Source organism: Pristimantibacillus sp. Z349TD_6 (genome assembly GCF_056173205.1).
This window is the reverse complement of sequence record NZ_CM149662.1, coordinates 4040157-4063050: the sequence shown is the minus strand read 5'-3', so window position 1 is coordinate 4063050 and position 22894 is coordinate 4040157. Positions and strand designations below refer to the sequence as shown.

Sequence of the window (22894 nt, the reverse complement as noted above, 5' to 3'; positions counted from 1 at the left end):
CCACTGGACTAATCCATTCTTTTATTAGTAAATTGCTTAAGATTGCTGTCCATAATGTGGGATTTACCGCATTAGAGGGTTCGTACATTCCCCCTATACTTATAAATGTAAGGGTTTTCAAAAGTGAAGAAGGGGGAAAGGAAATGACATTCACGACTCGAAAATGGTTTTGTTTTGCGTTAGCAGTTGCGATTTTGGCATCATCGGTATTTGTTTCAGCCCCAAGTGTGAAGGCAGCATCAGAAGGAGTGGGGGGAGCGGGAGTGGGTCCAGCTATCATTTATTCGTATCAGCCTTCAGCGAAATATGCGGTTTCAACGAATTATAGCCTTAAGGCTAATGGAGTAGAAATTCCGGTGGTTAAGGGCTTCAACGACTACGATTATGCGAGCTTCTCGATGGGAGGCGGACCGGTAACCTATGAACTTACAATCTTGAATACGGATAAGGTGCATGAATATTCGATCAGTCCGAAGAAACTCGGTATTCAAGCTGACTCCGTGGTTGGCAGAACGATCACGTTTACGACGCAGAAGGATGAGTATTTGATCATCATGATGAACAACCGGACTACCCGATTGGTTATCGCGGCTGATCCGGCGGAGACGGATATTCCGAATGCCACCGGCGAGGGGATCTATAATGTGACTGCAGCGCCTTATCTGGTGACGACAACAGGGGAGAAAACGGGAGTAGCAGCGAGAACAGCTGCCTTGCAGCAAGCCATTAATGATGCGAGCAGCTATGGAACTGCGCAGGGGAATGGGAAGCAAGGCATCGTTTATGTTCCGCGCGGTACGTATTACATTGGAAATGTCGTGTTGAAGAGCAACACGGCGCTTTACATGCAACCTGGAGCAACATTTGTTGCTACGGGAAAGACGGCAGATTATACCGAGCATTGGTTTAAGGATTCGATGGGAAGGCCCGCCACATGGTGGATTTCTACAGCCTTTCATTCGACAAATATTAAAATTTACGGTCGCGGCACGATCGATGGCAACGGTCAAGCGCTGCATGATGATAAAAGTACGAACGGCAAAGGTATGATCAACAATCTAATCGTGCCTATCGCTACATCCAATTTTAAGATGGATGGCATCATGGTTCGGGAATCGGCTGGCTGGGCGATCGTACCGACAAGATCCAATGATTTAGAATTTACGAATTTGAAAATGTTCAACAGCTTGGGCATGGGCGAAAATGACGGCATCGACATTTGCGAATCGCAAAACGTAGTCGTTAGAAATTCAATTGGCATCGCGCTGGATGATCCGTATTCCACCAAAGCATGGCGGGAGGATACGGATATCGCATCCGGGAAGGTACCATGGCCAGGAAGTCCAGAGCCGGTGCAAAACGTGCTCTTCGAGGATGCGATTTCTTGGACTCTATGTTATGGCTTCAAAATGGGTCAAGGCGTCATGCAGGACCAACAAAATATTACGTTCAAGGACGGTGTCGTGTATAGGGCAGCGGTTGGTTTTGCCATTCATCATAAATATGGATCGGGCAAGGTAAGCGGCATTACCTTCGAAAATATGGATGTAGAGGATATCAGCGGCAGCAATGAAGACAACAGCGCTTGGATGACAATGTTTACAGTAAACGGCGGCTATGCAGGTGTCGGACCGATCACAGGCGTAACCGTAAAAAACATTACAGTACGAGACATTGGCGAAGGCTTCTCCAAGCTGAAGGGCATGGAGGGAGCGGAGATTACAAATATTACGTTCGAAAACGTGTATATGCCGGGCAAAAGCGAACCTGCAAAAAATCTCCATGAGATGAACTTTCTGAGCAAAGAGCATTATAGCGGTGTAACGATCAAGCCCGTGCAAAATCCGGAGCCTAGGACGCGGACGAATCTGGCGCTGAGGCAGCCCGCGGTCGGCTCATCGAATGACGGCGTCGAGGATACGTCGCGATATGTTAATGACGGTAATCTCGCGACCCGCTTTGGCTCCAAGCGAGGCATCGATCCGAGCTGGATTTATATTGATCTTGGGGAGAGCAAGACAATTGATCAAGTGAAGCTGTACTGGGAGAGTGCCTATGGCAAAAGCTATCAGATCCAAGTGGCCAACGATGTAAGCAGCGAAGCAGGCTGGCAGACGGTGTACAGTACGACGACTGGGAAGGGCGGCATCGAGACGGTTTCGTTTGATGAAGTCAACGCCCGCTTCGTGCGGATGTACGGAACGGTAAGAGCGACAGTGTATGGTTATTCGCTCTGGGAGCTTGAGGTATATGGACCCGAAGTGTTTGCGGACAGCATTACTTTGAATCAATCAGCATTTACGCTGGTGACTGGCAATACGGAGCAGCTAAGCGCAGCGCTTATGCCAGAGCAGACGACGAACAAAAATATAACGTGGACATCAAGCAACAGCAATATTGCAACGGTAAGCCAGACAGGGCTTGTTACCGCCATAGGGATGGGGACGGCCAACATTACGGCGAAAACACAAAACGGCGACTTAAGTACTTCGGCAGCTGTAACGGTGACGGAACCAACTGATCCAACTGAACCAGGGGAGTCGCTTTTACCGCCAGTACTATATGAGGCAGTGGCGGGCAATGGGGAAACGAGCTTAAGCTGGAACGCCGTGGATCGTGCAGATGGCTACAAAATCTTTGTCAGCACGACGCCAGGCGTTTATTCGGAAGAGGCAGCAACCGTAACAGGCTCTGTATATAACTATCTAGCGAAAGGCTTGAGCAATGGTCAAACATATTATTTTGTAATAAAGGCTTACAATGGGGCAGGAGAAAGCTCAGCTTCTAATGAAATAAGCGCAGTTCCAATAGGTGAATCAGGACCTATCTCGCCTATTAATCCTCCGCAGCCTGTGAAGCCTTCTAATGCAGAGTTTGCTGTGTTGATCAATGGCAAGGAAGAGCAGCTTGGAACCGCAGAAACTTCAACAATAAATGGACAATCGGTTACTCAGTTCAAGCTTGATTCTGTTAAACTGGCGAATAAGCTGGCCAGTGAGCAAGAGCATTCGGTCATTGCGATACAGACACGAACACAGCCTGATCGTTTCCTAGCTGGGCTGACTGCGGAAATACTGGACAATCTTCAGCAGAAAAATGCGGTAATTATGCTGCAAACCGATGCAACAATCTATACGCTGCCTGCGCGGCATATTAATTTAAAAGCATTGATAGGGCAAATTAATCCTTCTACAGAGCCGTCAGCCATAGAGATTAATATCGAAATCAGCAAGCCGGAAGCAGCGATTCAAAAGTTGCTAGACGAAGCTGCTATAATCGGCAAGTTTTCATTAGTTGATACGGCATATGATTTTACGGTTACCGCCAATTATGGAGGAACCAAAGTAAATATCGACAGCTTCGACGCTTATGTAGAAAGGGCGTTGATACTTCCTGACGATGTGGATCAAACTAAAATGACGACAGCTGTTGTCATTGACCCAGACGGATCAGTACGCCATGTACCTACCAAAATTGTTCATAAGAATGGCAACTATATAGCAGTAATTAGCAGTTTGACAAACAGCGTGTATGCGCTTGTCCATTATGATACCGTATTCGTGGATATAGAGGGTCACTGGGCAGCAACCGCCGTTAATGATCTAAGTGAACGACTCATCATAAAAGGTGTGGACAATAATAAGTATCTGCCTAATCAGGAGGTTACGCGAGCTGAATTTGCGGCTTTGCTCGTTCGGGCGCTCGGCCTCAAACCTGTCAAGGCAGCGCAAATATTCACAGATGTGAATAGCTCGGCTTGGTATGCGGAGGCAATCCAAACCGCATATGCTTATGGCCTGATTGAAGGATTCGAGGATGGGACATTCCGTCCAAGCATCAGCATGACACGTGAACAGGCAATGGCGATCACAGCCAAAGCAATGAAGGTTACAGGATTAAAGGACAAACTAGTGGGTGCAGATACCGATACGCTGCTGCAAGGATTTACGGACAGAGCAATGTTTGCAGAGTGGGCTTTAAGCGGTATCGCGGATTGTTTGCGAAGTGGTCTTATTAATGGAAAAACAGATCATCAGCTGGCGCCAAAAGCAAACCTGACTCGAGCGGAAGTTGCAGCGCTCCTTCAACGGCTTTTACAAAAATCAGAATTGATTTAATTTTTCTAAATGAAAAAAGGATTGTCTCTTAAGCGACGGCTGGAGACGATCCTTTTTGCTGTATGATCATTATAAAGTGAGTCCAAATCGCTTAAGCTCAATAAAGATGGGTTCCAATCGTTTACCTTTTTCAGTAATGGTGTATTCTACTCTTGGGGGGACCTCAGCATAAATGGTTCGACTAACGATGCCTTGGTCTTCAAGCTCCTTCAACCGAAGGGAAAGTGTCTTCGGACTGATGCCTTCGAGTGATTTCAACAATTCACTAAAGCGCATCGTTTCTTCGACCAGCAGGTCACGAATAATGAGAAAGGTCCACTTCGTACCGATAATGTCTAGTACTTTACCTATAACGCAAGGAATACCATAAGTACCTCGCTCTAGAACGAGCTGTTCACGTTCATCCATCAGATCACCTCAACTAATTTAACTCCATTTCTTCAAGTATAGTACAAAAGTAACTTTAGGGAAACTATATGAAAAAAAGTTCACTACTTTCGCTTTTATACTAACTGTGGTAAAAATAGAGTAATAACTACCCACTCTAATTAACGAAGAGGTGCATAGATCATGACGTTTAAACATTTAGATACACCATTTGAACTCAAAAGTCTTAAGCTTAAAAATAGAATTGTAATGGCACCTATGTGTCAATACTCTGTAGACGCGAAGGACGGGATACCTAATGAATGGCATTATGTTCATTATGTTTCACGTGCGATAGGCGGTACGGGTCTTATCCTAATGGAGATGACCGATGTTGATCCAGATGGTCGCATTACAGATCATGATTTAGGGCTTTGGTCAGATGAGCATATTCCAGCTTTCAGACGCATTATTTCAGAAGTGCACAAACATGGTTCGAAAATAGGCATTCAAATCGCCCATGCTGGGCGTAAAGCAGAGGACGCTGAGCAGCCCGTTGGTCCATCTGCCATCCCAGCAGGACCAAACTATAAAACACCTAAACCACTTTCTGTGGAAGAAATAAAAGTTATTGTGAATCAATTTAAAGAAGCAGCTAGAAGAGCAGTAGAAGCGGGTGTAGACACAATTGAAATACATGGTGCTCATGGTTATTTGGTGCATCAATTCCAGTCTCCTGGCATTAATACCCGTGAGGATGAGTACGGTCAGGATTTGGCTAAATTTGGGGTAGAGGTCGTTCAAGCGGTGAAAAGCGTAATGCCAGCAGACATGCCGCTCATCATGCGAATCTCTGCCATTGAATATATGGATGGTGGTTATGATTTGAACCATAGCATCGAGTTCAGCAAACGCTACAGAGATGCTGGAGTTGATGTGTTTCATGTATCCAGCGGCGGGGAAGGTCCAGTCGGAGTACGGCGCCCGGGCAACTATCCTGGATATCAGGTGCCTTTGGCACGTGCTCTGAAAGAAGCGCTGCAGGTACCTGTCATTGCCGTCGGCAAGCTGGAGGATCCACAGCTGGCTGAAGCGACGATTGCGAGTGAAGATGCAGATTTAGTAGCTGTTGCTCGCGGTATGCTTCGTGATCCTTATTGGGCATTACATGCAATTCAGGCTGTAAAAGGTGAGGCATTGCCAGCAAAGCAATATGAAAGGGCATACTGATCATAATCATGCCAATAATAAGAAGAGCCTCTTGGACGCCGAGAGGCTCTTCTTGTTATTCAAGCAACGCAATAAACCGGTTTGCGATGATGGGAAGAGAAGAATTGCGCCTAGTGGCAAAACCTACAGAACGTAATGGAATGGGTTCTATTGTATGAAGCCGAAATAGTTTCTTATTCTCAAGCTCCTGATCGATAAAGGATTGTGTAACAAATGCTGCCCCATAACCGCGAATAGCCATTTCAATCAGCATATCCATGCTGGACAGCTCCATATCCGCATCTGGCGTTATGCCTTGCGAAGCAAACCACTGCTCAATAAACAATCGCGTACTGCTCGCTTCAGAGAGCAGCAAGAGCGGCAATTGTGCTAAGGCTTGAGCCGAGAAGGGGGTATCGACTAAATGGCGATACGCTTCTCCAACAACAAAGCAGTCCTGAATCTCCGTTAGATGTGAAACGACAAGTTCATGATCAGAGAGGGGCAGGTGAACAAGACCAATATCGATTTGACCATCTAACAATCGGTCCCGTATATCCGATGTTTTTCCTTGAGAAAGCCGAATGCGTACATCGGGATGCTCCGCATGAAACGTATCGAGCAGCGGCAGCAGCAAATGCTTGATTACAGGTCCGCTAGCCCCAATGCGCAGCTCGCCTGCCGTAAGGTTTTTGAGCGCTTGTAACTGGGTTTCACCTGCTTGCAGTATCGTAAACGATTTCTCTACATAAGCGAGAACCTCCAATCCTTCCGGAGTAAGCTTTACTCCTTTGGACAATCGATCAAACAGTTTCACTTCAAGCTGCGCTTCCAATTGCTTAATTGCATAGCTGACAGAAGGCTGTGTAATATGCAGCTCTTGTGCTGCTTTTGTCAAATTACCTAATTTGGCGGTATGGAGAAAAATGCGATACCATTCCATATTCATTAGCATGATATAATTCCTCTCTATGACATCATTCAAAAATTCCGATTTCATTTATTTCATATTCAAAATTATAATAGACAAATAACGAATGCGTCAAAGCATTCAATCGGGAGGTAAACATAATGGCAGGAAGCACATATGGGGAAAGCTTTAAAATTACGACATTCGGAGAATCACACGGGGAAGCCGTTGGCGTCATTGTAGATGGCGTGACACCTGGGGTCGAGCTGGATGAGAAATATATTCAAACACAAATGGATCGAAGAAAGCCCGGTCAATCCTCTGTAACTACCCCGCGCAAAGAATATGATGTCATTCGTATTATGTCTGGCATGTTTGAAGGGAAAACTACGGGAACGCCACTTTTCATTATGCTGCATAATACAGATATGAAGCCTGAAGCCTATAATGATATACAAAATTCCTTTCGTCCAGGACATGCCGACTATACGTATTTGAAAAAATACGGCTTGCGTGATCACCGCGGAAGCGGGAGGGCCTCGGGAAGAGAAACTGCAGGCCGTGTTGCTGGCGGAGCGGTTGCCCGCAAGCTGTTAGAGAACCGAGGAATAAGTGTTGTTGCTTACACCAAGGAAATAGGCGGTATTAAATGCGAAACGTACGTCGAGGATGAGATTGAAAAAAATGCAGTAAGAGCATGTGACCCGGAAGCAGCGGTTCGTATGATCGAGAAAATCGAGCATTTAGCGGCTATTGGAGACAGCTGCGGCGGTATCGTGGAATGCAGAGTAAGAGGCGTTTTACCTGGGATTGGCGAGCCAGTATTTGATAAGCTGGACGCTGAGCTTGCGAAAGCAATGCTATCCATCGGGGCTGTTAAAGGCATTGAGTTTGGGGCTGGTTTTGCTGCTGCTGAGATGCTCGGTAGCGAGCATAATGATGCTATGAGCAAAAACGGGTTTTTAAGCAATAACGCAGGCGGAATTGTCGGCGGCATCAGCACGGGTGAAGAAATTGTTTTTCGTATAGCGGTTAAGCCCACTTCATCCATCTCTTTGCCGCAGCATACGATTGATATCCACGGTCAAGAGAAGATGATCGAGACCATTGGCAGACATGACCCGTGTATCTGTCCTCGTATTATTCCCGTTGTAGAAGCGATGGCATGTATCGTTATTGAAGATCTAATCAAGCGCCAAGCAGCAATGAATGGATAAACTGTGCTATGCTTATAAATGACAAATGCTGAGAGGAGATTGCTAATGAAACCAACTGTTTTCATTGATCGACAGATCCCCGCTGAAGTAGAGGCGTTTATAGCAGAGCACTGTATAATAGACAAATGGGAAGAGAAAACACCCATGACCCGTCAGCAGCTGCTTCTGAAGATGGCGAGTGCACATGGTTTATTAACGGCAGGAGCAAAAATTGATGCTGAATTAATTGACCATGCGCCGCATTTGAAAGTCGTAAGCAGCATAAGCGTCGGCTATAATCATTTTGATGTTGAAGCAATGCGTATAAGAGGGATAGTTGGAACGAACACGCCGCATGTCCTGAATGACACTGTAGCGGATCTTGCACTCGCACTCATTCTGGGAACAGCCAGGCGTGTTGCAGAGCTGGATCGATACGTTAAGGATGGCAAATGGAAGACAGGCGATGGTGTCAAGCTGTTCGGTAAAGATGTCCACCACGCTAAGCTTGGCATTATTGGAATGGGGAGAATTGGTGAGGCGGTTGCCCGTCGCGCTAGGTTCGGGTTTGACATGGATGTCGTTTATTATAATCGCAGCCGCAAGCCAGAAGCGGAAGAGAAGCTAGGCGTTCGTTATTTTGAATTAAATGATCTGCTTGCCTATTCAGATTTTGTATTATTGCTTGCACCTCTGACACCAGAGACGGTTAAGCTAATTGGAGCAGAAGAGTTTAAATTAATGAAGTCATCAGCGATTTTCATTAATATATCGAGAGGGCAAACGGTGGATGAGCAAGCTTTGATTGAAGCTCTCGAGCAGGGTACGATTTCAGCTGCTGGCCTTGATGTTTTCGAAAAAGAACCGATTGAAGCGGATCATCCTTTTCTGACGATGGCTAATGTATTAACCTTGCCTCATATCGGCTCTGCCACTTCGGATACAAGGTTTGATATGGCTATGCTAGCGGCTCAAAACATAGTAAACGCGTTAACTGGACAAGTCCCTCCAAACATCGTTGACGAGCTGCTTTAACAGGATAAACGTTTTTAATAAGAGGGGTACATATCATGACAGCTTCAAAGTTATTACTTCTCGGAGCTACAGGCAAGACCGGTCAATTTATTGCGAGTTATCTTGAAGATAGGAACGTTCCATTCAAGCGATTTGTAAGACTGCCTGAGCAAATGATCGATGAGAGCTACCTCGGAGATGTACGTAATCAGCATGATGTTTTTGAAGCCATGGTTGATGCGAGCGGAGTCATTTGTGCGTTAAATACGGAAGGCAACGGAACGCTTGTCAGCGGCATCACAAATTTGATTGCCGCAATGCAGCATTACCGAGTGAAAAGAATCGTTACGATTGGTACAGCGGGCATCTTGCAGAGTGAGCTGCAGCCAGAGCTGCTTAGATACCAATCCAGTGAAAACAGACGTTTAAACCATGATGCGGCCAAAGAGCATGAGCAGGCTCATAGGGCACTCGCTAACACTGATTTGGACTGGACCATCGTCTGTCCCACAAGGCTCGTTCAAGAGGATCTGCGAGGCGATTATCGTGTGCGAAAGGAGATCCTGCCCTCTGGAGGTGCATCGATTTCTTTTGCAGATACGGCTGAATTCGCTGTTTCGGAATATTTTAACGGTGCTTATGTGCGAGAACGTGTTGGGATTAGCTATTAATCATAGGCAAAAAGGTAAAAACACCTGAGTTCCTACTTTTCATAGGGACTCAGGTGTTTTTGGTTATCTATTATTGAGCTGCATCAGCTTTCAAAACTTCAACGCGATTTGAGAAAAATGTGGCACCGCCGCCCATATCTGCGAGCCGCTGCGGCGTCAGTGTATTCACGGCTTGATGGCCTTTTTTCTTGTCTTCCCACCATAAGCCTTGCGTGACGAGTACGCCTGGCAGTACATCTTGACCAACGCGCAGCGTCATCTCCAGTTCACCACGGTCATTGCGTATCTTTACACGTTCACCGTTAAGGAGCCCAAGTGCTTCTGCGTCATCCGCATGCATATGAAGGAGAGGCTCCTTCTCAAGCTTTTGCAGTTTTTCTTGGTTAGCGAAGGTCGAGTTAATGAAGCTGTGATTCGGGCCAGTCGTCAGCCAAAAAGGATACGTCTCCGGCTCTCTAAGCGGCGTATGATTGGGTATTGGAGACAAGCCGTTCATAAGCATTTTCTCCGAATAAAGCTCGATTTTACCGGAAGGAGTCGGAATCATCGAGGTATAGGAAGGAAGCTCATTACCGCCAGCCTTCATCCACGTATTAGCTTGCAGCGCCTCAAAAGTAATGCCTTTAAGAAGTGGATTATTCTCGCTATCCAGCGCCTCGCTTATCATTTGCTGCTCAGAAATGTCAAATAGATGAGGCTCAAAGTCAAGTTTAAGCGCAAGCTCCTTAAAGAGCGTAAAGTTTGATTTGCATTCACCCATCGGTTCCATAATCGGCTGGTGAAGCTGCAAATACAGATGCCAGTAGGAAGTGTATAAATCCAAATTTTCAAAATGAGAAGTTGCAGGCAATACAATGTCCGAATACTTGCAGGTGTCTGTTAAGAACAAATCATGTGTAACCGTAAATAAGTCCTCACGAGCCAATCCCTCGCGCACTCGGTTCTGGTCAGGCGCTACGACTGCTGGATTGCTGTTATACACAAACAGCATCTTTACTGGAGGAGCGGCATCTAGAAGAGCATCTCCGAGCTGATTCATGCTGATCGTGCGGACATCCGGATCAGGCATTAAATCGGGGCGCTCAATTTTCTCACCATTGAGCCGCGAATACCAGCTGTTGCCTTTCATTGCACCGCCACCAAGAACATCCCATTGCCCAGTCAATGCAGGCAAGCATGAAATTGTTCGCACGATCATTCCACCATTATCATGGTGCTGAAGTCCGTTGCCAATGCGGATAAAAGAGGGAGTGGTCGTTCCATACAGCCTGCTAAGCTCCTCGACCTCCGCTGCCGGTACGCCCGTAATAGCTTCCACTCGTTCAGGCGTATATTCAGCAGCTTGCTTCGCGAGATCCTCGAAACCGAGCGTGAACTGCTCGAGAAAAGCTTGATCAGTCAGCCCATCACGGATGATGACATGCATCATGCCAAGAGCGAGCGCTGCATCCGTTCCCGGACGCAAATGAATGAACTGATCCGCCCAAGTAGAGGTACGATTGCGATGCACATCAATATGAATAACCTTTGCTCCGTTTTTCCGTGCTTCCGTTGCCAACATCGTTTGGTGCATATTTGTTGATACCAGATTGCAGCCCCATATAAGAAACAGCTTCGTATGTATCGTTTCTTCGGGATCAATGCCTCTGGAAGCGCCCATCGTATAAGCATAACCTGTTGATCCAGCAGCGTTGCATATTGCGCGGTCCAATTGACTTGCGCCGAGTCGATGAAAGAACCGTCGATCCATTCCTTCTGCATTCAAAACACCCATATTGCCATAAAAACTATAAGGCAATATGGCACTCGCTCCATGCTCGGAAATAATCCCTTTCATCTGTGAGGTAATTTCCTCATAGGCTTCTTCCCAAGATATGCGTTCGAATGAATGCTCGCCTTTGGGACCTACACGGCGAAGAGGGTAGAGCAGTCTTTCAGGATGATACACGCGATCATTTAATTGTCTTACCTTATTGCAAATTGCTCCGCGGGTTACCGGGTGCTCTGCATCACCTGTTACTTTCGTTATTTTGCCTTCCTCGAAGGTGACGCTCAGACCACAAGTATCCGGGCAATCAAAAGGGCAAACCGATTTTACAGTACCATTTATTACTGATTTGCTCATATCTATCTCACTCCATATAACAGCCATATTCACGTCGTATTATCATAGCATAATCGCATGCAGCGTAGGGAGCAAGATGCAAAAAGTGATGTGCAAATCGCCTGTTTTCCGAACTTCCAGTTTATTATCTATTGACAGCACTTTACTTGTCATGTAATATTCAATGTGCTTAAGACGTATTCCACAACTAAATAATTCGTATAACCTCACGGAGTTACAGCTTGAACAGGGTGAGGGTTTCTACGGGAAGCCTTACTTCCCAACTACGAATATGAGATCAATCATCATTGATCCTATATTCGCAGTTGGGATTTTTTTATGCGCAAATTTCCAAATTTTCATGAGGGGGATTCACACAGATGAAGTATATTTTTTCGGTTTTTCTAGGTGCTGCAAGCTATGGCATTTTGTCCACTATTGTTGTGCTTGCTTATGGCCGCGGCTATGAGCTTGGTGAAGTTGTAGGCAGTCAATTGTTAACAGGTTTTTTGCTCGCTTGGATACTCACTTTCATTATGAAATGGCGTGAGAAGCGCAGCCAGAGCTCAACTAATCAAAGTAAGGCTAATACATCTATTCGCACGAGCAGCATGACATGGAAACAACGTTTCATTCTAATGGCCGCTGGAACTCCAACCGCTATTACAGGTTTATTGTATTACCAATCTCTTCGCTACATCCCAGCATCGCTTGCGATTATATTGCTATTTCAGTTCACTTGGATTGGTGTATTAATTCAAGCGGTAGGACAGCGGAAACGTCCAAACGGCATTATGTTTTTTACAATTGCCATCTTATTCGGCGGTACTTTGCTTGCAGCAGGCATCATCGAGCAGGGCACAGGACAGTTCAATATAATGGGAGTTATACTCGGCCTGTTATCTGCAGTTAGTTATTCACTATTTATTCTCTTTAGCGGAAAAGCAGTTCCTTCTGTACATCCTGCTTATCGAAGCGCATGGATGATTACCGGGGGCATGGTACTTGTATTTATTTTATTCCCTCCAACCTTTTTGTTTAATGGACTCATTTTTGGAGATTTGATGCTTTACGGTTTCTTGCTTGGCATGTTCGGTGCGTTTATTCCACCCGTGCTATTTGCAATCGGTGTGCCGCATGTCGGAGAAGGGATGGCAGGGATTTTGGGTGCGTCGGAGCTTCCGGTCGCTGTTTTGCTTTCATCCTTCGTTCTGAATGAACATGTCAGCGCCTTGCAATGGGCTGGTGTCATCGTTGTACTCATAGGTATTGCGCTTCCAGAAGTCATCAAAATGAAGCGAAGAAGATTGAGCGTGCAATAATCACATATATGAAAAAGAAGCCAGCTGCCCTGAATTAGAGCAGCTGGCTTCTTTTGAAATAGAGACTATTTCTAGCCGTATCCTTATTCCTTCGTATAAGTGGAGAGCCAATTATAAATAATATATAATCAACTGATGTTGTGTACACTAATCCTATTACTGGGAGGCATTTGATGATCTATGATTGTGTAATTGTAGGCGGCGGCATTGCAGGATTACAGGCTGCCATACAATTAGGAAGATATCGTCATCAAGTTGCCGTTATCGATTCCGGTAATGGAAGATCTTCGGTATGCAGAAGCTATCATAATTTGATCGGTTTTCCTGATGGCATTAGCGGGGCGGAGCTTCGCCTTGCAGGGAGAAAGCAAGCAGAGCAGCTTGGAGTCACTTTCATACAAGCTGAAGTTGTACAGGCGGAAAGATTAAATGAGGCTTTTCTTCTGAAAACTTCGGATATGAAAACTTATCATGGTAAGAAGCTGCTTATTGCGACAGGTGTGAAGGATCGGCTTCCGAATTTGGAGATGCTTATTCCATGTTTGGGAACGAGCGTATACGTATGCCCAGACTGCGATGGATACGAAGTACGAGATCAGCCGACGCTTGTACTCGGCGCTGGAAATGCCGGAGCGCAAATGGCACTAACACTTACGCATTGGACGGAGGAGCTCATTTATGTTAATCATGAGCTCACACCAATTAATGAAGAGTTACGCCTCAAGCTAGACCAAAAAAGAATCCCCTATATTGAACAGGCTATTCAAACCGTTCTGATTGAGCGCGAACAATTTATAGGGATAATCCTTGCGGATGGATCATCTATTTATCGTCAGCGCTGTTTTGTTGCATTTGGCGGTAATGAGGTTTGTTCCTCCATTGCCAAGCAGCTTGGAGTAGAGGTTATGGAGAACAATCATATTGTCGTTGACCCGCGTACAAAGCTTACAAGTGTCGAAGACATTTGGGCCGCTGGAGACGTAACTGCGCATTCTGAAATGTTAACCATAGCAATGGGGGATGGCAGCCAAGCGGCAATATGGATTCATAAGAGCTTATTATCTACATAGAGGTAATGACCTTGTCGATAATTCCATATTCCAATGCCTCTTCCGATGACATAAAATAATCACGATCCATATCCTTTTCGATTTTCTCTATAGGCTGTCCTGTTCTTTCTGCACTAATCCGGTTCAATTTAGAGCGTATATTCAAAATCCGATTTGCACTTATCGCAATGTCACTGGCTTGCCCTTGGACACCGCCATGGGGTTGATGAATCATAATCTCGCTATTAGGCAGCGCAGCACGATGACCCTTCTCGCCAGCAAGCAGAAGTATAGCAGCAAAAGAAGCAGCGAATCCCGTGCAGATCGTGTGTACTGGTGCTTTCACAAATTGCATCGTGTCAAGAATGGCGAATCCGGCAGAAGTGGAGCCGCCTGGGCTGTTAATGTACATCGAGATTTCTTTCTCAGAATCCTCTGCGGTAAGGAATAATAATTGAGCAACGATGCTGTTAGCGACTACATCATCTATTGCAGAGCCCAAAAAAATGATACGATCCTTCAGTAAGCGCGAATAAATATCGTAAGATCTTTCACCGCGGCTGGATTGCTCGACTACATAAGGTACATAATTACTCATCGTATTTTACCTCCAAATGGATGTTGTTTGGTTTCGATTAGTAAACGAATAACAATTAAAAAAGGATACGGGAAAAATTTTTGAGAAAAGCGTATCTTTTTTCTTATCTCATTCGTTTACTTTAGTAAGGATGTTCTCCTATTTGACGAGATGGAGAGAGGAAAAAGCCGAGGAGGTATAATGATGAATGAACTGGAATCTTTACCCCATACAGTAGTAAAAAGCACGGAGACTGACCTTGATCAGCTTCAAAAAACACTTGAGCGATATTGTTTGTTTCTAACAAAATCAAAATGGGATGCAGAGGATTTAGTGCAGGATACATGGCTAAAAGGGCTGCGTGCAGCAGTTGATTCAAATCACAATAATCCGGAAGCTTTACTGCTGCGCATCGCCAAAAATACATGGATTGATCAGCGAAGAAGAAAAAATCAATATCAACTTCTCATCCAGCAAGCGAAGCCATTGGATATAGCAGCTTATTCAAGCAGTCTTGACCATGAAGAAGCGATGTACGCGCTCATACAACATCTGTCACCTTTACAACGAACCGTGTTTCTATTGCGCGATGTGCTACATTTTTCAATCGAAGAAACCGCCGAGCGGCTAAATACGACGTCTGGTGCAATAAAGGCTGCCCATTACCGCGCGCGTGAAGCCTTGCAAGCAGTCAAGCGGGAACTGAAGGCAGAGGCCGTTATTTTACCTGATGATGAGTATTTGCGAAGCTTCCTAAGAGCGATGGCAGTTGCTTATCAGACGGGGGATGTTGCTCTTTTAGTTGAGCTTGCGAAGCGGGATATTTCTGAAGCGCCAATCCTTGTAGGTATCGCACAGAATAATAAACGCAAAGCCTCAAGAAGTGGAGCACATCTGTTTGCTGCAAGCCCAGTGAATGTGCAAATGGCTGCATAAGCAATAACCAAATAAACCGATGCCAGCAGGCGTCGGTTTATTTGCTGTGTGCTGCTCCACGCAGAATTTTATGAAATAAGCTATAATAGAGGAATAGTATATGAAGGATTGAGGCAAACAATGATGACTCGCAAGCTTATTTTTTTTGATATTGACGGTACCTTGGTTGATCACGAGAAGAAAATACCGCCATCTACGCAGCAAGCGATTGAGCAATTGAAAGCAGCTGGCCATGAGATCGTTATCGCGACGGGAAGAGGGCCCTTTATGCTGAAGCCCATTAGCGAACAATTAAACATAGAATCCTATGTTAGCTTTAATGGCTCTTACGTGGTGTACAATGGAGAAGTTGTGTATAGCCATTCGATTGATCCTGACCGGCTTGCAGAGCTTACACAAATTACTCTAAATAATAATCATCCTTTAGTCTATATGACACCGGAAGGTATGCGCTCCAGCACACATGAAACCGCTTATTTAGAGGATGCCCACGAACCGTTAAAAAAGAAGCTGCCGCCTATGGAGCCTGATTATTATGTAGGAAAAGATATTTATCAGTGCCTGCTTTATTGCAAGCAAGAGGATGAGGGCTGCTACAAGGAAAATTTTTCTGAGCTTGGCTTCATTCGTTGGCATTTATTTGGCAGTGACATTTTACCTCCTGGTGGCTCAAAGGCAAAAGGAATTCATGCTCTTGTTGAACGATCCGGTTTCGACCGTGAAAATATTTATGCATTTGGCGACGGTTTAAACGATCTGGAAATGATGCAATATGTCTATCACAGCGTTGCGATGGGCAATGCACCCGATGAGGTGAAGCAAGCCGCTCGTTATGTCACGAAGGATGTAACGGAGGATGGCATCATGTATGGCCTGCGCATGCTTGGTTTATTAAAAGAATAACGGAAGCAAGCTTTCGATGCGAAAAATAAAAATAGGCAGATCTCTTAGAAAGAGATCTGCCTTTTATCGTTCTATTTAATTACGCGTCTAGCAGTTACATAACGCTTGTCCCATGTGCTGCCTGAGAATTTGGAGATCGTAACGCCTACTCCAACTCTGTAAGTGTGAAGGAGTTTATCGTTACCAATATATATGCTTACGTGATTGATGATGCCATCACGATTCGTGTCAGAGAAAACAAGATCGCCTGCTTTAAGATTTTTTTTAGAAACATAAGTGCCAGATTTCGCTTGCTGCTTAGAAGACCTTGGCAGACTAATGCCATTTTTCTTAAATACGTACTGCGTGAAAGACGAGCAGTCAAACGCGCTAGTAATCCCTGATTTTGCACCAAATTTATAAGGCACGCCCAAATATTTTTTTCCAGTTGCAGTGATGCTGTTTGCTTTGGACGTACTTGATACCGTTGCTGCGTTTGCTTCTTGAGGCGCTATGACAGGTACGCTGGCAATGGCAATAGATAAGCTGATTCCAATACCTGCGATAAGTCTACTAATCTTTTTGTTCTTTGTGTTATTCATGATGTTCCTCCTTGAAATTAGGTAGTCTGTGTGTTGAGCTAGAAATACCATAACATAGATTAAATGCCCACTAATTACCTATGAGGAAGCAAACCCTTGCTGCTGCTGAATAAAAACAACTTTATTAAAAAGTGATGATAAAATACTCACTTTTTCTCACTTGACAGCTGTCCATTTGGTAAAGTTCATTTATAAGTGTTTTTACTCTATCGCCAAGCTGGATACAGGATATATACTGATGAAGTCGGGCCGACGAATCTTGAGGAAAGGAGCTGATCGATTTGATTAACAACCTGGAGGTGATCTCCGTTTAACGGAGATCGCTCATTAGAAGGAGACCGCAAGGTCTCCTTTTTACTTTTAAAAATGTTCTAACCATTATTAATGGAATTATTGTTAAACATTTCTTGTCATCTGAAAATGCTTACAATATAATAAGAAAGTGCAACAAGAAAGAAGTTCAAGTGGAGGGAATAACATCCATGGCTTTTATTGCTTGCAACAAAAACTCAGCGTTACCAAAAATCGAAAGGAGGAAGCAAAAAATGTTGATTAACACTACTGCTGCAAACAATTCTAAAAAGATTAGCTTGTTCGAGGAGGACATTTATTGTGAACTACAAAAATGGGAGAGACGTGCTTCCCCCTAGTCTATTGCAAGAGCTGCAAAAATACATTCAAGGTGATTTGATCTATGTGCCTAAGCTTGCGGAGAAACGTGCGCATTGGGGTGAGGTAAGCGGCACTCGGAAACTGCTTGCCGAACGAAACAAAGAAATTTACCTGTATTATTCGAATGGTTGGACTGTTGCTGATCTAGAGCGGAAATATCATTTATCGTGCGAAAGCATTCGTAAGATCATTGTTAAATCACGATAATGAAAACATATTGAAAAAAAGCAGATTGCCGCGAGCATCTGCTTTTTTTGTTGTCAATATTGAGAAAAAAGTAGGATTGACAAAACTAAGACAAACCTTTAAAAGGGATTTTTTGTCGAACGTCGAAATGTTAATGGATGTATTTTTGACGATAGATGTCGAATGAACACTAGAACAAATGGCAGTGGAGGATTAAGAAAATGAAAACTTTATTAATTGCAGAAGATGAGCCGGTTCTGCGCATGCTTATTACGGATACGCTCGAAGATGAAGGTTATGCGCTTGAAGAAGCGGCTGATGGGGAAGAAGCGTTACAAAAAATTGTGGACACTAACTTTGATTTAATTATTCTAGACTACATGATGCCTAAGATGACAGGTATTGAAGTTATTGAGAAAACAAGGCTGCTGGAGGATCGCAAGCATTCATGCATTCTTATGCTGTCAGCGAAGAGCCAGCAAGCCGAACAAGAGAAAGTGCTGCTCGCTGGCGCCGATGGCTTTATGTCTAAGCCCTTCAGTCCGCTTGAGCTAATCGATAAGGTAGAGGAGATGTTACGTGGGTAAGCTGCGTCTCTTCTATAAGAAAAGAATTACACGACAGTTCGTAGCGATGATGGTGCTCGCTTTATCGCTTATTCTTATCGGGGCTGTTGCCGTGCTGTCAAGCTCGGTTATTATATTAAAAAATTATGAATCCGAAACCGTTCAAATGAGAGAGAAGCAAGAGCTTGTCGCGCAAATTGCCGATCATTCCAATGATATTATTTTGAGAGCCCGCGGCTACTATGTCTATTTGACAGATTTCGAATATAAGCAGATTTTTTCTGAGAAGAAGCTGCTGGATCAATCTCTAGCAAAAATCAAAACCTATCCGATTAATGCAACGGAACAAGAAGTGATGAACAATATTGAGTCCTTTTTCGTCGATTACTTTGAAAACATTTTGCCTAAAGCGATTGAATTTTCGAAAGCTCAAAATTATGAAGCGCTTCGTGTCCTCGTATCCGCAGGTGAGGATAACCCTGTAAATAATTTAATTAGCTATTCACGAGATTTTGAGAAGCAAGTACAGCTACTTGCTGAGCAAAAAAACGATGAATTATTTCGCAGCTTGACGCTTCAAGCCGTTTTATTAATAACCTACATCATTCTTATCTTAATAATATCTTCATTTATTACGAGAAAAGTGGCTAGAGATATTGGCGTGCCGCTTATGAGACTGACGAACCATGCACGTGAGTTCGCGAATGGTGAATATTCGGAGCCGGAGGATCTCACAAGAGAAGATGAGCTTGGAGAGCTGGCACGAACCTTTAAGAATATGATGACGCAAATCCAAAGTAAAGAAGAGGAGCTTCTCGCTCAAAACGAAGAGCTTATTGCGCAGCAGGATGAGCTGCAGGCGCAGCAAGAAGAGCTGCAGGTTGCCGTAGGCGTAATGGAGCAAAATGAGAAATATTTGGAGAAGCGCAACCAGCTTGTACAATCCCTCTCTAATACCCTCGACAAACAAGAGCTGCTGCAAAGCATCATTTCTAATATTGTCGCTATCACTGATTCCGATAAAGGCTTAATTGTGATGATGAATAGAGAGCATGATTGCGCATCCGTAGGGATTTCCAATGCTTCAGCCAAACAGTTTATTGAGCAAATGGAGGATGGCATCGTATTACGTGCCTCACAGACCAAACAAGCATACAGTATGATTCGTGAATGTTCACTTGGCGAACAGGGATATCACGATTCTGCTATGAAAGCTACCGATTTAATCTTGCCCATTTTGAATGCATCAGAAGAAATGGTTGCCTGCCTAGTTATTACGAAGGTCAATCGTACGATTACGAAGCAAGAGGAAGAAGAGATCGTTGGCATGATGACACAAGTATCATTAGCCTTCGATAAACTGCATTTGTACGAGCTGTCGGAGAAGCAGCGATTGATGACTGGAGATATACTGAACACCATTCAAGAAGGCATACAATTGCTGGATCTAGATGGCTGCACGCTTCAAATCAATCACAAAATGGCTGAGATATTCGGGTTTTTTAATCATGAAAAAGGGACAATCAATATGCCTTTTGAGCAATTCAAAGGTTTTGTCCAATCCTCTGTTGTTGAATCTGAACCGTTAATTCAATTTATGACTGGGCTTATCTCAAATGGACATTATAATGGCTTGCGCAGCATGAACTATGAAATTGCAGAACCAGATAGAAAATTCATTCAAATTTATTGCGAGCCCTTGTACCGCAATGGTCAACAATTCGGGTTATTGCTCGTTCACCGTGACATCACGAAGGAGTACGAAGTTGACCGGATGAAATCTGAGTTTGTAAGTACAGTTAGTCATGAGCTGCGGACGCCGCTTGCAAGTGTTCTTGGATTCGCAGAGCTGCTGCTTCACCGGGAACTGAAGCCGGAGCGCCAGCGGAAATATGTATCGACGATTTATCAAGAAGCGAGAAGATTAACGACATTAATTAATGACTTTTTAGATTTGCAACGAATGGAATCAGGCAAACAAACGTATGAAATGAAAAGTATATCATTAACGCCATTAATTAAAGAAGCAATCGAAATGCAGCAAATGTCGGCTAGCATCCATCAAATAACGTGGCAAAATGATGCACAAGAAGCTATCGTAATTGCAGATAAAGATAAAATCATTCAGGTATTCATTAATTTATTGAGCAACGCAATTAAATACTCGCCAAATGGCGGACAAATCACTTTGTTTAGCAGCATTAACAAAGATATGATCGTCATTCGTTTAGAAGATCAGGGACTTGGCATCCCAAAGGATGCACTGCCTAATCTCTTCAACAAGTTTTATCGTGTCGATAATTCAGATCGAAGAGAAATTGGCGGGACTGGCTTAGGCTTGGCAATCGTAAAAGAGATTGTTACAAGACATGACGGTAAAATAGAAGTTTTTTCCGAGTTCGGACATGGAAGTACCTTTATCGTGACGCTTCCACTGGCTAAGCAGCAAGAACGAATACAAAACGATGAGTTGAAGGAAAATGCTTCTTCTGAGACGTCCATTCAAGTGATGCTGATTGAAAATGACCTTAATTTGTCCACTTTACTCCGTGATGAATTGAGGTCTAGTGGATATCATGTTCACCTGTTCACAGAAGGTGGGTTGGCTATTAAAGCAATTGAACAGCTCAAACCTGATATCGTGGTCATCGATCTGATGCTGGAATCAGGAATTACCGGCTGGGATATTATTAGCAAAATCAAGAAATCTGATGTATTGCTAAATACGCCAATCATCATTTCGAGCGCCTTTGAAGAAAAAGAAAAAGCTGCACAATGGGGAATTAATGAGTTCCTTGTGAAACCCTATTTACCCGGCAGACTAAGTGCAGCAATCTCTCGTTTGCTGCGATAATTGGGGGAGCCCCTTTATATGAAGACGGAAAAATATAAACAACTGATTCAACAGCGAATTACACAGACGATCGATGATTGGTCCAATCAAACAGCAGTTGAGGAACAAGATATTCATCGATTTTTCCATAATCTTAAAGGAACAAGCGGTACGATTGGATTGCATGAGGTTGAAAAGTTTTCGGAATTCAAAGAGCAATTGTTTTCTGAAAAAAGCAAAAAAACGTACATACGCGAGGAGTGGTCAGAGCATTTGCTGCCACTAACGGCCATGTTTCCTCAAGTACTGCAGCTGCTAGACGGACTCGACAATGCAAATGAAGATCAGGCCGATTCCCTTGATGATCATTCAAAGCATCACAATCGTGTACTTGTCATTGATGATGATGTTGAATTTGTAACCTATGTCAAAGAAGTTTTAGAGAAAAATGATTATCCCGTAAGCATTGCTCTGAATGCGGAGCGCGGTTTAAAACTGTTCTACGAATGGAAGCCTAATCTCATCCTTCTTGATATCGTGTTGCCCGATCGAAGCGGCATGTATGTTCTTAATCAAATCGTTGATAAGGCGAAGCAGCAGCATATTCCGATTATTATGGTCAGCGGGAATGTATCCGTCGAAAATCAAGTTAACGCCTATCGATCCGGTGCGATGGACTTTCTTGCCAAGCCGTTTGATGTTGAGCTGCTTAAGGCTCTCATCGACAATCGATTTGCGATGAAGATGGACTGGGAACGCTCGATCATTATTGATGAGTTAACAGGCGCTTACAATCGCAAGCATTTCAATCAAATGATGCGGCAGCATATCGACAGCTTTAAGCGCTCAAACGATATTTTCTCGCTCGTTATGATTGATTTGGATTACTTCAAACTTGTAAATGATACCTATGGTCATCTTCAAGGGGATGAGGTGCTTCAAGCCTTTGTGGCAACTACACAACATGCGATCAGGCCAAGAGACATTTTATGCCGATATGGCGGAGAAGAATTTGCTCTCATTTTACCGAATACGGATGCAGTTCAAGCGGCTTATCTTATGGAGCGTCTACGCATTAAATTTAATGCTATTAAATTTCAAACGAGTGATTCTAACTTCCAAGTCACATTTTCATCAGGAATTACGGAAATAACGGAACTTAATAGCCATTCTGCTACACTGGTAGATGAAGCGGATCAAGCTTTATACAGTGGGAAACGCGGAGGAAGAAACCAAACGGTTGTTTATTCCAAGGCGTTAAACCATTCCAAAAACGAATCGATATTAAACATCATTGTCGTTGATGATGATCCATTAATCCGAGAAATTATCATCAATCGGTTTTTTAACTGGAAACCTACGAATCATACGAAGGTAAAAGCAGAAGGTTATGCAGACGGTAGAACGTTCTTGTCCTCCAACTGGTACAAAGAGAGTGAAAAGTTTATTATACTGCTCGATGGCTCTATGCCTGATTTGGACGGATTAGAGGTATTAAAGGAGCTGCGCCTCAATTATCCTGAACAACAGCTGTTGATCGTCATGCTGACGGCCCGCAATAATACCTCTGATATCGTCAATGCACTTCAAATTGGTGCAGATGATTACGTCGTTAAGCCATTTCATATGCAGGAGCTTGTGCTGAGAATCGAACGATTGGCTAGTCGAATCGTTAACTAGA

General features: G+C 44.0%; 18 protein-coding genes and 1 riboswitch. Of the genes, 13 read left to right on the top strand and 5 right to left on the bottom strand.

Going from position 1 to position 22894, the window contains the following annotated elements:
• The first annotated feature begins 143 nt into the window (after window positions 1-143).
• Window positions 144-4118 (top strand): S-layer homology domain-containing protein, encoded by a 3975-nt coding sequence (locus AC0VYE_RS17645; protein WP_475442422.1) that lies wholly within the window; start codon window positions 144-146, stop codon window positions 4116-4118.
• 69 nt (window positions 4119-4187) lie between these two features.
• Here AC0VYE_RS17645 and AC0VYE_RS17640 read toward each other — a convergent pair whose 3' ends face one another.
• On the bottom strand, window positions 4188-4526 hold the full coding sequence (locus AC0VYE_RS17640) for a winged helix-turn-helix transcriptional regulator (protein ID WP_076265924.1): 339 nt from the start codon (window positions 4524-4526) through the stop codon (window positions 4188-4190).
• A gap of 162 nt (window positions 4527-4688) precedes the next feature.
• Here AC0VYE_RS17640 and AC0VYE_RS17635 point away from each other — a divergent pair, with 162 nt between their 5' ends.
• Entirely contained in the window at window positions 4689-5714 is a 1026-nt protein-coding gene (locus tag AC0VYE_RS17635; protein WP_475442421.1) for an NADH:flavin oxidoreductase/NADH oxidase, read from the top strand.
• A 55-nt stretch (window positions 5715-5769) separates the two neighbouring features.
• On the opposite strand, the gene AC0VYE_RS17630 is transcribed toward AC0VYE_RS17635, so the two are convergent.
• Window positions 5770-6648, bottom strand: coding sequence for a LysR family transcriptional regulator (locus tag AC0VYE_RS17630; protein ID WP_475442420.1), 879 nt, complete (start codon window positions 6646-6648; stop codon window positions 5770-5772).
• A 116-nt stretch (window positions 6649-6764) separates the two neighbouring features.
• On the opposite strand from AC0VYE_RS17630, the gene aroC reads away from it, so the two are divergent.
• From aroC to AC0VYE_RS17615, 3 genes are read left to right on the top strand one after another with little or no spacing between them, the layout of a single operon-like run.
• On the top strand, window positions 6765-7820 hold the full coding sequence (aroC, locus tag AC0VYE_RS17625; protein ID WP_076265927.1) for a chorismate synthase: 1056 nt from the start codon (window positions 6765-6767) through the stop codon (window positions 7818-7820).
• A gap of 45 nt (window positions 7821-7865) precedes the next feature.
• Entirely contained in the window at window positions 7866-8834 is a 969-nt protein-coding gene (locus AC0VYE_RS17620) for a 2-hydroxyacid dehydrogenase (RefSeq protein WP_475442419.1), read from the top strand.
• Window positions 8835-8869: 35 nt separating this feature from the next.
• Complete coding sequence (locus AC0VYE_RS17615) at window positions 8870-9484, top strand: NAD(P)-dependent oxidoreductase (RefSeq protein ID WP_475442418.1); 615 nt, start codon at window positions 8870-8872, stop codon at window positions 9482-9484.
• Window positions 9485-9554: 70 nt separating this feature from the next.
• Here AC0VYE_RS17615 and AC0VYE_RS17610 read toward each other — a convergent pair whose 3' ends face one another.
• On the bottom strand, window positions 9555-11609 hold the full coding sequence (locus AC0VYE_RS17610; RefSeq protein WP_475442417.1) for a molybdopterin-containing oxidoreductase family protein: 2055 nt from the start codon (window positions 11607-11609) through the stop codon (window positions 9555-9557).
• Between the two features lie 176 nt (window positions 11610-11785).
• Window positions 11786-11895, top strand: a riboswitch (purine riboswitch).
• A 73-nt stretch (window positions 11896-11968) separates the two neighbouring features.
• On the opposite strand from AC0VYE_RS17610, the gene AC0VYE_RS17605 reads away from it, so the two are divergent.
• Together AC0VYE_RS17605 and AC0VYE_RS17600 are read left to right on the top strand one after the other, a co-directional pair.
• Window positions 11969-12910 carry an EamA family transporter gene (locus AC0VYE_RS17605; RefSeq protein ID WP_430059076.1) on the top strand — a complete coding sequence of 314 codons (942 nt, stop codon included), beginning with the start codon at window positions 11969-11971 and terminating at the stop codon, window positions 12908-12910.
• Between the two features lie 173 nt (window positions 12911-13083).
• The gene (locus tag AC0VYE_RS17600; protein ID WP_475442416.1) at window positions 13084-13980 is read left to right on the top strand and encodes an NAD(P)/FAD-dependent oxidoreductase; all 897 of its coding nucleotides are present in this window, start codon (window positions 13084-13086) and stop codon (window positions 13978-13980) included.
• On the opposite strand, the gene AC0VYE_RS17595 is transcribed toward AC0VYE_RS17600, so the two are convergent.
• Window positions 13973-14557 (bottom strand): ATP-dependent Clp protease proteolytic subunit, encoded by a 585-nt coding sequence (locus tag AC0VYE_RS17595; protein ID WP_339209390.1) that lies wholly within the window; start codon window positions 14555-14557, stop codon window positions 13973-13975. The two genes, AC0VYE_RS17600 and AC0VYE_RS17595, sit on opposite strands and share 8 nt — an antisense overlap.
• 180 nt (window positions 14558-14737) lie before the next feature.
• Here AC0VYE_RS17595 and AC0VYE_RS17590 point away from each other — a divergent pair, with 180 nt between their 5' ends.
• Both AC0VYE_RS17590 and AC0VYE_RS17585 read left to right on the top strand, forming a co-directional pair.
• On the top strand, window positions 14738-15472 hold the full coding sequence (locus AC0VYE_RS17590; RefSeq protein WP_475442415.1) for an RNA polymerase sigma factor: 735 nt from the start codon (window positions 14738-14740) through the stop codon (window positions 15470-15472).
• 120 nt (window positions 15473-15592) lie between these two features.
• Window positions 15593-16375, top strand: a complete 783-nt coding sequence (locus AC0VYE_RS17585) for a Cof-type HAD-IIB family hydrolase (protein WP_475442414.1) — start codon at window positions 15593-15595, stop codon at window positions 16373-16375.
• 71 nt (window positions 16376-16446) lie between these two features.
• On the opposite strand, the gene AC0VYE_RS17580 is transcribed toward AC0VYE_RS17585, so the two are convergent.
• A complete protein-coding gene (locus AC0VYE_RS17580) occupies window positions 16447-16956 on the bottom strand; it encodes a C40 family peptidase (RefSeq protein ID WP_076265935.1) in 510 nt (169 codons plus the stop codon).
• A 612-nt stretch (window positions 16957-17568) separates the two neighbouring features.
• On the opposite strand from AC0VYE_RS17580, the gene AC0VYE_RS17575 reads away from it, so the two are divergent.
• The 4 genes from AC0VYE_RS17575 (at window position 17569) to AC0VYE_RS17560 (ending at window position 22893) form a co-directional block, all read left to right on the top strand.
• On the top strand, window positions 17569-17835 hold the full coding sequence (locus AC0VYE_RS17575; protein WP_054024760.1) for a CD3324 family protein: 267 nt from the start codon (window positions 17569-17571) through the stop codon (window positions 17833-17835).
• Between the two features lie 200 nt (window positions 17836-18035).
• Entirely contained in the window at window positions 18036-18401 is a 366-nt protein-coding gene (locus AC0VYE_RS17570; RefSeq protein WP_475442413.1) for a response regulator transcription factor, read from the top strand.
• On the top strand, window positions 18394-21234 hold the full coding sequence (locus tag AC0VYE_RS17565) for an ATP-binding protein (RefSeq protein ID WP_475442412.1): 2841 nt from the start codon (window positions 18394-18396) through the stop codon (window positions 21232-21234). The genes AC0VYE_RS17570 and AC0VYE_RS17565 overlap by 8 nt, the downstream gene beginning before the upstream one ends.
• An 18-nt stretch (window positions 21235-21252) precedes the next feature.
• Window positions 21253-22893: a GGDEF domain-containing response regulator gene (locus tag AC0VYE_RS17560; RefSeq protein ID WP_076265937.1), complete on the top strand. Its 1641-nt coding sequence runs from the start codon at window positions 21253-21255 to the stop codon at window positions 22891-22893.
• Window position 22894 lies beyond the last annotated feature (1 nt).